General features: G+C 68.3%; 19 protein-coding genes and 1 pseudogene. All 20 read left to right on the forward strand.

Going from position 1 to position 13,119, the window contains the following annotated elements; translation table 11 throughout:
* Positions 1-214: 214 nt before the first annotated feature.
* A pseudogene (locus ACY34K_RS24020) lies at positions 215-322 on the forward strand (ParA family protein); the annotation flags it as partial.
* Between the two features lie 434 nt (positions 323-756).
* On the forward strand, positions 757-1,899 hold the full coding sequence (locus ACY34K_RS24025; protein ID WP_462750497.1) for a ParB/RepB/Spo0J family partition protein: 1,143 nt from the start codon (positions 757-759) through the stop codon (positions 1,897-1,899).
* Between the two features lie 632 nt (positions 1,900-2,531).
* Positions 2,532-2,894, forward strand: coding sequence for a hypothetical protein (locus tag ACY34K_RS24030; RefSeq protein WP_462750499.1), 363 nt, complete (start codon positions 2,532-2,534; stop codon positions 2,892-2,894).
* Between the two features lie 227 nt (positions 2,895-3,121).
* Complete coding sequence (locus tag ACY34K_RS24035; protein WP_462750501.1) at positions 3,122-3,658, forward strand: hypothetical protein; 537 nt, start codon at positions 3,122-3,124, stop codon at positions 3,656-3,658.
* Between the two features lie 126 nt (positions 3,659-3,784).
* Complete coding sequence (locus ACY34K_RS24040) at positions 3,785-4,027, forward strand: hypothetical protein (RefSeq protein ID WP_462750503.1); 243 nt, start codon at positions 3,785-3,787, stop codon at positions 4,025-4,027.
* Between the two features lie 158 nt (positions 4,028-4,185).
* Positions 4,186-4,524: a hypothetical protein gene (locus ACY34K_RS24045; protein WP_462750505.1), complete on the forward strand. Its 339-nt coding sequence runs from the start codon at positions 4,186-4,188 to the stop codon at positions 4,522-4,524.
* A gap of 122 nt (positions 4,525-4,646) precedes the next feature.
* Positions 4,647-5,069 (forward strand): DUF6197 family protein, encoded by a 423-nt coding sequence (locus tag ACY34K_RS24050; protein ID WP_462750507.1) that lies wholly within the window; start codon positions 4,647-4,649, stop codon positions 5,067-5,069.
* A gap of 19 nt (positions 5,070-5,088) precedes the next feature.
* A complete protein-coding gene (locus tag ACY34K_RS24055; protein ID WP_462750509.1) occupies positions 5,089-5,355 on the forward strand; it encodes a hypothetical protein in 267 nt (88 codons plus the stop codon).
* Entirely contained in the window at positions 5,355-5,672 is a 318-nt protein-coding gene (locus tag ACY34K_RS24060; RefSeq protein WP_462750511.1) for a hypothetical protein, read from the forward strand. Before ACY34K_RS24055 ends, ACY34K_RS24060 begins: the two co-directional genes overlap by 1 nt.
* Complete coding sequence (locus ACY34K_RS24065; RefSeq protein WP_462750513.1) at positions 5,669-5,797, forward strand: hypothetical protein; 129 nt, start codon at positions 5,669-5,671, stop codon at positions 5,795-5,797. Before ACY34K_RS24060 ends, ACY34K_RS24065 begins: the two co-directional genes overlap by 4 nt.
* Complete coding sequence (locus tag ACY34K_RS24070) at positions 5,794-6,390, forward strand: hypothetical protein (protein ID WP_462750515.1); 597 nt, start codon at positions 5,794-5,796, stop codon at positions 6,388-6,390. Before ACY34K_RS24065 ends, ACY34K_RS24070 begins: the two co-directional genes overlap by 4 nt.
* Positions 6,383-7,204, forward strand: a complete 822-nt coding sequence (locus ACY34K_RS24075) for a phosphoadenosine phosphosulfate reductase (protein ID WP_462750517.1) — start codon at positions 6,383-6,385, stop codon at positions 7,202-7,204. Before ACY34K_RS24070 ends, ACY34K_RS24075 begins: the two co-directional genes overlap by 8 nt.
* On the forward strand, positions 7,201-7,605 hold the full coding sequence (locus tag ACY34K_RS24080) for a hypothetical protein (protein WP_462750519.1): 405 nt from the start codon (positions 7,201-7,203) through the stop codon (positions 7,603-7,605). The genes ACY34K_RS24075 and ACY34K_RS24080 overlap by 4 nt, the downstream gene beginning before the upstream one ends.
* 4 nt (positions 7,606-7,609) lie before the next feature.
* Positions 7,610-8,734: a phage Gp37/Gp68 family protein gene (locus ACY34K_RS24085; protein WP_462750521.1), complete on the forward strand. Its 1,125-nt coding sequence runs from the start codon at positions 7,610-7,612 to the stop codon at positions 8,732-8,734.
* 224 nt (positions 8,735-8,958) lie between these two features.
* Positions 8,959-9,285: a RusA family crossover junction endodeoxyribonuclease gene (locus ACY34K_RS24090; protein ID WP_462750797.1), complete on the forward strand. Its 327-nt coding sequence runs from the start codon at positions 8,959-8,961 to the stop codon at positions 9,283-9,285.
* On the forward strand, positions 9,282-10,205 hold the full coding sequence (locus ACY34K_RS24095; RefSeq protein WP_462750523.1) for a WhiB family transcriptional regulator: 924 nt from the start codon (positions 9,282-9,284) through the stop codon (positions 10,203-10,205). The genes ACY34K_RS24090 and ACY34K_RS24095 overlap by 4 nt, the downstream gene beginning before the upstream one ends.
* Before the next feature lie 637 nt (positions 10,206-10,842).
* Positions 10,843-11,370 carry a single-stranded DNA-binding protein gene (locus tag ACY34K_RS24100; protein ID WP_462750525.1) on the forward strand — a complete coding sequence of 176 codons (528 nt, stop codon included), beginning with the start codon at positions 10,843-10,845 and terminating at the stop codon, positions 11,368-11,370.
* A gap of 153 nt (positions 11,371-11,523) precedes the next feature.
* On the forward strand, positions 11,524-12,018 hold the full coding sequence (locus tag ACY34K_RS24105; RefSeq protein WP_462750527.1) for a hypothetical protein: 495 nt from the start codon (positions 11,524-11,526) through the stop codon (positions 12,016-12,018).
* A 216-nt stretch (positions 12,019-12,234) separates the two neighbouring features.
* Positions 12,235-12,552 carry a hypothetical protein gene (locus tag ACY34K_RS24110; protein WP_462750529.1) on the forward strand — a complete coding sequence of 106 codons (318 nt, stop codon included), beginning with the start codon at positions 12,235-12,237 and terminating at the stop codon, positions 12,550-12,552.
* A gap of 3 nt (positions 12,553-12,555) precedes the next feature.
* Positions 12,556-13,116, forward strand: a complete 561-nt coding sequence (locus ACY34K_RS24115; protein ID WP_462750531.1) for a hypothetical protein — start codon at positions 12,556-12,558, stop codon at positions 13,114-13,116.
* Positions 13,117-13,119 lie beyond the last annotated feature (3 nt).

Here is a 13,119-nt window from a genome sequence, read left to right on the forward strand (position 1 = left end):
CCGGTACCCCCAATGCAAATGTCCGTTTCGATCATCTGCCATGCTGTGCCGGTCCGAGTACCGGGAGTTTCCCGGGAAGCACACGGAACGGAGCATCATGGCTTCCTCAATCCTCGTCGTATCCACCGACCCACAGGGCTCGACGATCTGGTGGGCAGACCGCGTCGACAGCCTCCCCTTCGACTTCGCCACAGCGCATGACGACCCGGGAAGCCTGGCCGCGCTGAAGGACGAAGGCGCGGAGATCCACGTCGTCTGCAACCAGAAGGGCGGCGTGGGCAAGACGACCACCACCGTCAACCTGGCCGCGGTGACCCAGGAAGTCCTCGGCGACTCCGAGCAGCGCCTGCACATCTTCATCGACACCCCCGGCAGCCTCGAGGACGAGCACATCCTGTCGGCCGCCCTCGACATCGCTGATGACGTCCTCGTTCCCCTGCCGCCCGAGCCGCTCGCCTTCGACCCGACCGCCCGCACCATCAGCAGGGTCATTCAAGAGCGTGGCCTGCCCTACAAGGTGTTCATCAACAACTGGGACCCGCGGGACGGGAAGGCTGACCGGGACGAGACCATCGAGTACATCGACGCCATGGGCTGGCCCCGCGCCAAGACGGTCATCCGCCGGTACAAGATTCACACCCGCGCGGCCGCTGAGGGCAAGGTCGTCACCCAGTACCCCGACAGTGGCACCACGCTCCGGGCCCGCGAGGACTACTTCAAGCTCGCGATGGAGCTCCGCTACGGCGGGGGTATCTGATGGCTGGCCAGCGTCTGCATCTCGCGTCTCTGGCAACTCAGAAGGTGGAGTCGGTCCCCGGCAGCAGCAAGCCGACCCTGGTCCACCTTCGACCTGACCAGCTCGTCCCCACCCCTCTTAACCCGCGCCGGGACTTCAACAAGGAGAAGCTCCAGGAGCTCGGGAACAGCATGCGCGGCGGGCAGTTGCAGCCATGCGTGGGCATCGCCCGGTCCGCCTACGTCAGGCTGTTCCCTGAGCATGCCGACCGTGTGCCTGACTGCCGGGTTGTCATGGCTGCCGGCGAACGGCGATGGCGCGCCGCTATGCAGGTCGGCCTGCCCGCCCTCGACGTCCACATCCGCGAGGACATCGCCGAGAGCCGGCTGAAGTTCCTGTCCGCGGTCCTCACCGAGAACGTCGAGCGCTCCAACTTCAACTACATCGAGGAGGCCCACGGCCTGGCTCAGATGCTGGAGATGAGCGAGGGCAATCAGACACAGGCAGCGGCCGCGCTGTCGAAGTCGAAGCAGTGGTTCAGCCAGCGCATCGGCATCCTCCGCCTGTCGGAGGAAATGCAGGAATTGGTCATCACTGGCCGGCTCACCGCGTTCCGCGACATGCGGAAGTACGCGGCCCTTCCTCCGGAGCAGCAGCGGGCGGCGTGGGAGGCGGACCAGCAACTGGCGGAGGAGAAGAGGCTCGCGCCGAAGCCTGCCCGCGAGGCCAAGGATGCTGCGCCGAATCCCGCGTCAGTTGCCCAGCGCAGGCAGCCGGACAACGGGGGCACCTTGTCCGAGTCGCCTGCGGCGGAACCGCCCGTGTATACCGCGGTATACACGCCGCCGTCCGCCGACCCTGCTTGGGCGCCCCGGAACGACATGCCGCCGCCGGCGGAACCCAGCGCGGACACCGTCCTCCCGGACCAGCGAGCGGAAGCCGAGGGCCCGGTCGGAACCAGCCCGGCGACCGTTGCTGAGCGCCCTGACAAGGGGGGCCTGCCGGGCCAACCGTCGGCCAAGCCGCCCATCAAGATGCCGTGGGAGGACGGCCTGCGCGTCGCGGAGATCGCCATCGAGAAGATGGACATCACGGAGATGAGCCGTCTGTACGAGCGGATTGGTCTCGAGCTGGAACGCATCAGCAACGCACCGGCCCTCTGACACGCACGATCCGGCCCCGCCCTCGCCGTGCTGGTGGGGGCGGGGCCCTTCTTTGCGTGGGGTGGATTTCGGCCGAGTATGCGGGGTGTGCCGGGGTTTTTGCGTCACACGTCCGGGTGGTGTGAGGACTGGGCTGAGGGGAGCGGGGGATTCGATGCTCGCTGCTGGAAGGTTCCGGCAGTCGGGGGTGCCGGGTCCCGTATGGGGCATCGCAGCCCGGCCCCCCGCTTGCCCGGCCCGGTGCGGGAAGCATGTCTGCCAGGTGCTTCCCGCGTCGCGGGTTGCGGGTCTAGACTGCCGTCATCTGACGGGCATGCCCGTGAGGTCTCGAGGCCCCCGCCGGGCCGGGTGTGTTGTCGGCAAAACTCCACGCCTGCCTTCCGCGGGGGCTTTGTCATGCCCGCCCCCGAGCACAGACGGCGCGTCACCCGGCGCGGGAGGTGTCACGGGGGCGTTAAGAAATGAGTCATGTGAGCCCAAAAAATCAGTCTCGCCTTACCCCTGTGACTCTTTTGCTGTCACAGTGGCAGTCCACCGGTGTCTGGACTGGCAGCCAGATCCGGCAGGGCCCGGGCGCCGACCATCCGGGCTGCACCACCCTTCCCGATCTGCCGGAGGAGCGGAGACGCCCCATGTCCGCAGCAGAGCCCAGCCAGTTTCCCGAGCCCGCACACGGGCCGATCGGGGACGTCATCCATCTCGCGCAGCATCCCAGCGCGCGGAGCCGGGCCGGCGCACGCCGCTCCGACCCTCCTTCGGCCCGGGCGTATGACTCCTCTCCCCTGCAGCGTCTGGCCGAAACCATCGAGGGGTATTTCGGCGGGCGGGGGCAGACGCTGACCGACGAGCAGACGGCGCGGACGTACCTGGCGACGCTGGACGCGGTGGAGGGGGTTTTGCGGAGCGCGGCCAGGGGCGGGCATCTGCCGGCCGAGCAGATGCAGTTTCTGCAGGATGTGCTGGGGGATCTGCGGGCTGTGCCGGAAGCGGTGTGAATATGCCAAACGCTGACGCTGCGTGAGATATCACGGGCACGTAACGACGCACACGCATCGTTGATCACTTCACACTTTCCGTTCAACACAGAACCAGTTCGTGCCACACTGGGGCATCCGGAAACGACCCGGAGTATCAGCCTCCGGCCCAACCGGCGCGCGCCCCGGACCCCCCACACGGTTACGCACAGCGCCCACCGGCCGGCCACAGGGAACGGGGACCCCCTATGGGCGAGGACACCGACAGCACCGCAGCACGGCGAATGCGCCTCCTCGAGAGCGATCTCGCCCCCGGCCGGCGGGGCCCGCGCCCCGAACGCACCGCCCCCACCGCCCAGGCCACCACCCCCCTCAACCTCGGCGTCTACGACCACCTCGAAGCCTGCCTGCAGGAAGTCGAAACCCACACCCGCGCCGTAGTCCCGGACGCCGGCGACATCCCCGCCGAGCGAGCCGGGGTCTACGAGTGGGCCCGCGAGCACATCCTCGGCCTACCCGAGTACGAGCGGCGCGCCCACGACGTCATCGTCTACCGGCAGAGCCTCGAGCACGCCATCCGCGGCGGGAACACCAAAGTCGTACGCAAGCACCCCTGCCCGCGGTGCGGATGCTGGGGCCTTTTCTGGCTGGCCCCCCAGCAGCGGGCCGTGTGCACCTACGAGCACTGCGTCGACGACGAAGGCATGTCGAGCAGCTGGACCCTGAAAACCCTGGCCCACGCCCACATCCGGCAGGAAGAAAAGCGGCGGCTGAGGGCAACCTGACACACGCCTCACAGGTCTACCTATCAACACCTGAATCAGCTGCAACCTCACCAACTGCACTCACCCCCACCCGCTTATCGGCTGCCGTCAGCTGCGAATGGCTGCCGTCGATTACCGGGAGCCCGCGTGGCCATCCAGAACTACAGCCCCACCTGCTACCGCCGCGTCCCCGCCGACCTGGAAGAACTCAAAGTGATCCGCGAGCTGTTCGCGGACGCCGGCCACCCCGTCCCGGACAGCACCCTTCGCGGCTGGATCAAACAGCACGGCCTGTACAGCGAGAAGAGAGGCAAGAACAGGCTGTACCTGTCCTGGAGTCAGGTCCTCCCGGTCCACCGGGACTTCGTCGCCAGACGCCAGGGCCGCTGACCTGCGTTCAGGCCCCCGCCCGCACCACCGGGCGGGGGCTTTCTCATGCCCTACCGTCAAACGTATTGCGCACGCACTATGAATGGGGTTAGTCTGGCAGAGCCGACACCAACCAGGCCAGCCCGGCCGGTTGGAGTACAGAAACCTGAGGTCCTGCGATGACCACAGCCGTCATGCCCCACCCCCGCCGGCCCCGCGAAATCCACCTCAACCAGCTCCCCAAAGCCACCGCCACCGAGCTGGAACACCTCCTCGACCAAGCCGAACAGCACGCCGACCGACGCGAAATGGCCCTCTACCAGCACCTGCACGCACAGGCCATACAACTCATCGGCATCCAGCCCCCCACCGACGGGGAACTCGCCCGCTGCACCTGCCAGGGCTGCTACTGCGACACCATCTTCGACGCCCGCCACGCCCGCTACTACGTCAGCGGCACCGTCGAATTCGTCCAGTGCCCCGGATGCGACGACGACCACCGCATCTACAGCGACTGAACACCCCCAAAGCCCCCCGGCCCGGTAACCGCCAGCCACCCCCCTCGGCTGGCCGAGCACCCCCGTAGTAGCTCCCGGGCCGGGGTGACCAACTCGTCAGCACCACCGCACGGGAGACACCCATGTCCAGCACCGGCACCGTCCTCGATGTCACCGCCCAGCTCATCAACTACTACGGCCTCGAGCGCAACCACCTCGTCGCCCCCGACGGCCGGGGCCTCAGCATCGAAGCCGCGCTCTTCCGCGCTACCACCGGCAACGTCCCCCACGCCTTCCACGACGACGACGACTTCGCGGACCTGCTCATCTCCACGAACGAGACCGTCCAGGACGCCCTCCGCTGGATCTCCGTCGTCCTGCCGACCCAGCCCCCGCACGACGACCAGGGCGACGACCACCTCGAGCACATCCGCACCTGGGTCACCGAACCCGATTTCTTCACCAGGCGGCTGCCGAACGTGTCCGACGTCATCGGAGTCCTGAACCGCGCCCGGCAGACCGCCGACACGCTCACCGACCTCCCCCACCAGCGGCCCGCCGCCTGACCACCGAGGAGCCCACGCCATGAGCCTCACGACCCTCACCTTCGACACCGCCGACCACAGCAACACCGTTGAGTACGCCGCCGGGCGGGCCGACGCCTACGACGACGCCCGGCACACGACCCTCGAAGCCCTCACCGCACGAGCCGCCGAATACGCCGACCACGCTCCCGCCCTGGTCGCCCTCGGCTACATGGACAGCCTCCTCGAGCAGCGCATGGCCCACGCCGCCTGCACCGCGGCGGAGACCGAGCTCGCCTACGCCGACCGCACCCGGAGCCTGTCCTAATGGCCCGCCACGCAAAGCGACCCTCCGCCGACCACCAGGCCCGTGCCGCCGAACTTCGCGAACAGCCCCATGACTGGCGGCACGTCCACACCTACCGGGCCAGCTACGCAGCAGTGTCCGTCGCCCGGGCAATCCGCACCGGCGGACTCAACGGCACCTACGGCCCGCCGGGCGCCTTCGAGGCCCGCACGCAGAGGGTCGACGACGGCACCGCCGTCTACGCCCGCTACGTCGGCGAGGACGGCATCTGGGCCCACGCCGTCCGCAGCCTCCTCGCCCCCGAGCCCAATCCCGAAAACGAGGCGCCCGCCGCGTGACCGCACCCCAGTACATCGCCCTCGTCATCGGCCTCATCGCCGCCGCCATGATCTGGGCCTCCCAGCACGGACTCGGCACCCGCACCCCCGCCCCACCCGACCCTCCGGACGGAGAACCGCCGTGAGCACCAGCACCCGCGCCCGCCGCAACCGGAAGAACCCCACCGGCAAGAAGACCCGCGACAAGCACCTCACCGTCGTCGCCGACAAGAACAAGCGGCTCACTCTCCCTCTGCGCAGGCGCCCGGTCGTCGGGCCCGCCACCGGCACCGAAATGGCCGAAGGTCACGCAGCCCTCACCGCTGGACTGTGGCGACTCCCCATACCCGCCCTCGCGTGGCAAGCCATAACTGGCCAGCCCGCCCTCACCCGGCTATCCACCGGGACCACCCTGGTCCACCGCGGCGGCCACATCTACGCCTTCACCGCGTGGACCCCATGCCCCGGCGGCGCGCTCCACGCCCACACGGTCACCGACTCCGCCAGCCTCCACGCCGCCCGCATGGCCGCAGCCGACTGCACCACGGCCCACGCCGACACCGAGACCCACCAGGCACTCACCCGCGGCGTCCAGCCCCTCCCAGTCCCGACACCGCCGGCCATCCGCAGCCTCGCCGACGCCTTCGGGCACGACACCGAACGCACTCAGGAACTCGACGTCACCGACCTCCGCGCGGACCCCAACACAAAGCAGCCCAAGGAGCACCCCCATGACTGACCAATCTCGACAGGGGCTGAAAACCTTCAGCTTCGGCGGGGGCTGGCAGTCCGTTGCCGCCCTGGTCCTCGCTGCTCGTGGCGATCTCGACTACCGCACCTTCCTTATGGCCAACGTCGGCAACGACTCCGAGAACCCCGGCACCATCCGCTACTACGAGGAGTACGCCGCTCCGTACGCGGCCCGGCACGGACTGAACCTCTACCTCCTTGACCGGCACAAGCGCGATGGCGACACCGAGACCATCCGGCAGCGGATCATGAACAGCAACGGCAGCCGGCAGACCATCCCTGTCTATCTCTCCAATGGGAAGCCCGGCTCTCGTGTCTGCACTCGGGAATTCAAGATCGACGTCACCGGAGCGTGGCTCCAAGCCCACGGCGCCACCCCTGCGAACCCCGCCACCGTCGGTATGGGCATCACCCTCGACGAGATCGGTCGTGCTAACCCGGCCAAAGCCATGCCCTACGAGCGGCTGGAGTACCCGCTCCTCCTCCTCGGCCTGCGCCGCGCGGACTGCCCACGCATCATCCGAGACGCTGGCCTCCCGATGCCGCCCAAGAGCAGCTGCGATTTCTGCCCCATCCGCAAGGTCCACGAGTGGCAGGCCATGTACGAGCAGGAGCCTGAGCGGTACGCCAGGGCCTGTGAGATCGAGGACACCATCAACGGCCACCTCGCCCGCAAGGGTAAGCCGCCCGTCTACCTCACCCCCTACGGCCGACCCCTGCGCGACCTGTTCCGCTCGGGGACACAGCTGCCGCTCATAGACGACGACGCTGAGGCCTGCTCCAACGGCTGGTGCATGACATGACTGACCACGACTACATCCGGCAGCTCGCCGCCCAGCTCGACCGCGTCACCGAGTTCCGCATCCCCTGCCCCCACCACCGCTGCGGCCACCTCGCCGACCTCCGCGTCACCAAGCAATCCGACGGCCGCGGCGACGGCTGGGCCATCCTCAACGACAGCAACGAAGCCTGGACCGGCAGCCAGTGGCGGCACCGCAGCGAACTCGCCCGCTCCGAGATCTACCGATACGACCGGCAGGCCGCCCTCGACGAGGCCGACCGCATTGCGCCCCTGGAAACCGCCGCCGACCAGGCCTGGCTTCAGCGCATGCGCGACCAGCACCGAGAGCCTCACCACTACACCCCCGGCTACGCCGAAGCCCTCGCCGCCGCCGAAGCCCACGCCCCCACCCAGGAGCCCTGAACCCATGGCCACTGACACAACCATCGAATGGGCCGACAAGACCTGGTCACCCATCATCGGCTGCGACCGAGTCTCCGACGGGTGCCTTCGGTGCTATGCCATCAACACCGCACACATCCGGTCCTCCAACCCGAACCCCAAGGTCGCCGTCGCGTTCGCCGGCACCACCCACCGCAAGGACGGCCGCACCGACTGGACTGGGCAGATCAACCAGCTCGAGGACCGCCTCACCCAGCCCCTCACCTGGAAGAAGCCCCGCAAGGTCTTCGTGAACTCTCAGTCCGACCTGTTCCACAAGAACGTCACCGACGAGTTCATCGCCCGCGTTTTCGCCGTCATGGCGCTCACCCCGCAGCACACTTACCAGGTCCTGACGAAGCGGCACGCCCGCATGCGGGCCCTGCTGAAGAACCCCGACTTCCGCCTCATGTGTGAGGAAGCCGAGGCGGTTCTAGTTGCAGACGAGGCCACGCCCGGACTGTCGCGATATCAGCGAGATCAGTTCCAGACGCGGTGGTGGAGTAGCTTTGCCAAGCCGCTTGCGAACCTCTGGCTCGGCGTGTCGGTGGAGGACCAGCACTGGGCCGATATCCGCATCCCCGCCCTCCTCGACACCCCCGCCGCTGTTCGCTGGATCAGCGCCGAACCCCTCCTCGGACCCCTCTGGATCGCCGACTACATCTGGCAGCCCTGCCCCTGCTGCCACGGCGAAGGACACGACGAAGCCTGCGCGCCCTGCGGCGACCACCAATGCGACAGCGGCCACGTCCAACAGCTGGACTGGGTAGTCGCAGGCGGAGAGAGCGGCCCGGGCGCCAGGCCCGCGCACCCCGACTGGTTCCGATCTCTCCGCGACCAGTGCACCGAGAGCCACGTCCCCTTCCTGTTCAAGCAGTACGGCGACTGGGCACCGCACGATCTCGTACCCGCCGAATACCGCCGATCCGCAGATGACGAGAAGCGCGTCACCTACGTCCACCCCGACGACGGACGCACCCAGACACACGGCCAGTGGGGCATGAACGACCACGCCGAAGGATGGGCCCGTGTCCAGCGCGTCGGGAAGAAGGCCGCCGGCCGCGAACTCGACGGCCGCACCCACGACGCTTTCCCGGCGGTGAGCCAGTGACAACAACCGTGCCCGACACTCCGCTCACCGACCCCTACCCCTGAAAGAAGGAACCCGCCCTCACCATCACCGCGTACGGCATCCCAGCAGCCCAGGGCAGCAAGGCCTACAAAGGCCACCGCACCAACCGGACCACCGGACGACGCGTCGCCGTCCTCGTTGAGCAGTCCAAACGAGTCACCCCCTGGCGCAACCGCGTCACCAAGGCCGCTACCGAAGCCATCATCGCCGACTACACCGAGCGATACGGCGAACGACCCGTAGTCCGCCCCGCCCCGCTTGCCGGACCGATCCGCGTGGACATCACCTTCACCATGCCGAAACCGGTCAACGCTCCTAAACGGCGCCGCACCTACCCCGCCGTCAGCCCTGACCTCGACAAGATCCTCCGCTCAACCTTCGACGCACTCACCGATGCCAAAGCGTGGGAGGACGACGGACGCGTCATCCAGATCAGCACCGTCCAGTGCTACCCCGGCGAACACCCCGGCGCCCTCGACAAGCCCGGCGCGGTCATCCGCCTCTACACCCTCACCGGAGCCCTCTCATGACCACTGCGATGAGCCGCCCCATAACACAAGCCGTCGACGCCAACTGGCGGACACGGGCTGCATGCCGCGACCAGGACCCCGACATGTTCTTCCCGGAGAAGAACACCACCCCCGCCGAAATCCAGGCCGCGAAGGCCATCTGCGGACGGTGCCCGGTCCGGGAGGCCTGCCTCGACGAGGCCTTCCGCATGGACGACCGAGTCGGTATCTGCGGTGGCCTGACGCCTGATGAGCGCAGGCAGCTGCTCGACGCGGACTTCACGACGCCTGAGCAGCCCAGCCGGTTCCAGGGGTACAGGGCGGAGAACCGCAGCGCCCGGACCGTAGCCATGACGCGTGGAGCGGACATGGTGATGTGGCTGGTCAAGTACGAGCACCCGGTAGAGCACGTGGCCCAGATGCTGCAGACCGCCCCCCGGGCTGTCTACCAGGCGTGGCGGATGGTGGTGCCGGCCGCCGGGCAGCGGAAGGGCAACCCGTCCGCTGTGGAGCGTCTGCTCGCGGAGTCGTCCCTTCTGCTGCGCGAGCTGGCCAAAATGGGCCGGTCGCACGAACAGATCGCGGTCACGTTGGCGACGTCTCAGAACGTGGTGAGCGCGTCTCTTCGGGTGTTGGCGCAGCGGGATGCGGCGCTGGACCGTATGACGCGGCGGGGGATGAGCCCGGACCGGGCGATGGGGAGGATGCAGGCCGCGGAGGCCCGGGTGCGGCGCGAGTCCGGTCACGGCCTGACAGTCGAAGAGGTCGTCGAGTCCGAGGGTGTGCGGATCTGGTGCATGCACGCGGAGGGGATGTCGCTGAAGCAGGTCGCGGAGGAGCTGAAGCTGTGCCGGGAGACGGTCCGCCTGGCGTACCACGTGATGCTGCGTAACCCGCGTGGCGTGAAGCTGAGCCAGAACCAGATGGAGAAGGTGGCGTAGGCATGGCTAATGAGACCGCCGCCTTCCCGAGAGAGTGCCAAGAGGCCGGATGCGGGCGCCCCGCAGTGAAGCGGAAGATGTGCAATGCCCACTACCTCCGCTGGTGGAAGGCGACCCCTCGACAGGTACGTCCGAGGCCCACAAGGGAGGAGCTGTTCTGGGCCAAGGTGCAGAAGGGACCTGGATGCTGGGAGTGGCAAGGGGCGCGGCGACCCACCGGGCACGGCATGTTCATGGGGCCCGGCAGAAAGGTTGTGCCGGCCCACCGCTTTTCCCTTGAGCTGCACCTGGGCAAACCGGCGCCCGAAGGGACCGAAACCTGCCACCGGTGTGACAACCCTCCGTGCGTAAATCCCCGCCATCTGTACTTCGGTACGAGGCAGAACAACGTCGACGACGCATGGGCGCGCGGCCTCATGCCTGTCGGGAGCCAACGAGCGGCCGCGAAGCTCAAGGAAGACGAAGTCGTGCGATTGCGGGAGGCCTACGCGGCTGGCGGCGACGCACGATGCCTCGCCGCTGCATTTGGAATCGCTGTCCCCACCCTGCGCCAGATAGTGCTCGGCCTGAAGTGGAAGCACGTCGGCGGACCCATCACAAGACGGCGCCCCCAGCGGGCGCGGAAGGCGGCCTGACCATGGCTGGAGAGTGCGTAATCACAATCGTCGGGAATCTGGTCGATGATCCCGAACTTCGGTTTACTCCGTCCGGCGCGGCGGTGGCGAAGTTCAGGATTGCGTCGACGCCGCGGACGTACGACAAGCAGACCAACGCGTGGAAGGACGGCGAGGCGCTGTTCCTGTCCTGCTCGGTGTGGCGTGAGATGGCTGAACATGTCGCGGAGTCGCTGGCCCGGGGCATGCGGGTGATCGTGCAGGGCCGGTTGGTGCAGCGGACATATGAGGACCGTGAGGGCGTGAAGCGGACGGTGTTCGAGCTGCAGGTGGACGAGGTGGGGCCGGCGCTGCGGTACGCCACGGCGCGGGTGGAGAAGGCGTCGGCCGGCCAGGGAGACGTGAAGCGTGCGCGGGAGGAGCAGGGGCGTGCGTCGGTGCAGGATCCGTGGCAGTCGTCGACGCCGGGGACGCGTCCGGGTGGGCAGCCGGCGGGCGGTCAGGACGCGAGCGGGTGGGGCGGCGGCTACTCGGAGGAACCTCCGTTTTGACGTCCGGTGTGGGTGAAGGGGTCTGGTCCCGTGGGGGCCGGGCCCCTTTGTCGTGCCGGTTCGGGCAATACCAGTAAGTATATTGCGTACGCACTATGGACCGGGGTAGTCTGGCAGAGCCGACAACACACCGCGAACCCCAAGGGGGCAGCCATGCTCGACAACCTCGGCTTCCACACCGACCGCGACTACCGCGCCGAACTCGCCGCCCTCCAGCACGACATCGACACTCTCACCGCCCGCGCCGCTGCCGGCTTCCACAGCTACGAGGACCGCCAGAACACCTACAGCAGCCTCGACACCCTCCGCCGCCGGGCCCGCGTCCTGCAGGACCTGGCCGCTGTCGAAGACGCCGAGATGACCCGCCTCGAAGCCGCGTTCCGCACCGTCGGCGACCCCGACCTCGGGTTCATCGCCTACGTCGTCTACGGCCCCACGGCCCTGCCGCTCGCACCCCGCTACGAGGTCCGCCTCATCGAGCGGCTCGGCGGATACTCCGTCCCCGGCGCGGTCCGCCGCTACGTGACCGACGACCAGGTCGTCGAGGTCCAGCGGGAGCTGTACGCCGAGGTCCTCAAGCCCGGCGGCTACGCCCGCCTGTGGGGCCACACGGCCCGTGACTACCGGGTCCAGGTCACCGCCTACTGACCACCCACTTGGGCTCCCCGCCCCCCTTGCGGAGGCCCACCCGCCGTCCCCTACACCCCCTGACGGGGACGGCTCCGGGTGCCGCGCCCGCCCCTCCTGACCGGGCGCGGCACCCCATCCCCCCACCACGACCGGGCCGCCCGCCCCGCACCACTGGTGATCGCAGCCAGGGCGGGCGGCCCACCTCTTTCCACCAGCTGCCCGAAAGGCCTCGCCATGAGGATCACCATCGACCTGCCCGACTTCACGATCGACCCGTCTGACGACGGCGGCCGCGACGAATACGGCGCCCCGTACGGACTGCCCGACTGCCCTCACTGCCACGCCGAGTACCAAGGCCGCATGGTCAAGACCTTCGACGGACTGGTGCACGAGCGGTGCGTCAAGGGATGGCTGTCCCGCCGGGACGAGCGGGAGGCATGGAAGGTGCTGGCCGCGCAGGTGGCGAAGTACCCGTCACGTCAGTCCGCATCGGCAGTGCGTGCCGTGATCCGAGCTCTGCTGGCCATGCAGCCCAACCTGAAGGAGACCTGAGCCATGCCCGACACGACCACGCTCGTCCACCCGAAGGCGCAGGTAGGCCGCCGGATCACCTTCACCCACTACCGCGACCTGGCGGACGGACCCGCCCTCCCCGGCATCATCACGGGCCTCGAGACAGCCGTGAACGGAGCCCTCCTGGCCCGGGTACGGCTCGACGGCACGCGCTCCATCCTCACCCCGCCCGTCGACTACGAAGGCCTGACCTACCTCGACGAGGTCGTGCCGGTGCCGGACCTCCCGATGGGGCGTTTCCACCCGACCACCGCCGACCTCGGATTCGAGTACGACGGCGTGGCCGTGTGTGAGTTCGAGGATGGCGACGCGATCGCCCTCACCACGGATGCCGCGAAGGCCGCAGACGCGATCAACCAGCACGACCGGGAGATGGCCGGCGAGGACTACTACGACCCGGAAGACGCCGTCACCTCCGAAGACCTGGAGTTGCGGTGGGCGTACTTCGAGTGGCAGCCCGAGGACGCCGAGTTTCGGTGGCTCTTGCACTGGGCCGAGCCGGGAGACGACAAGGCCCTCCAGCTCCACTACCTGTTCCGCTGACCG

Source organism: Streptomyces sp. STAM6 (assembly GCF_054963715.1).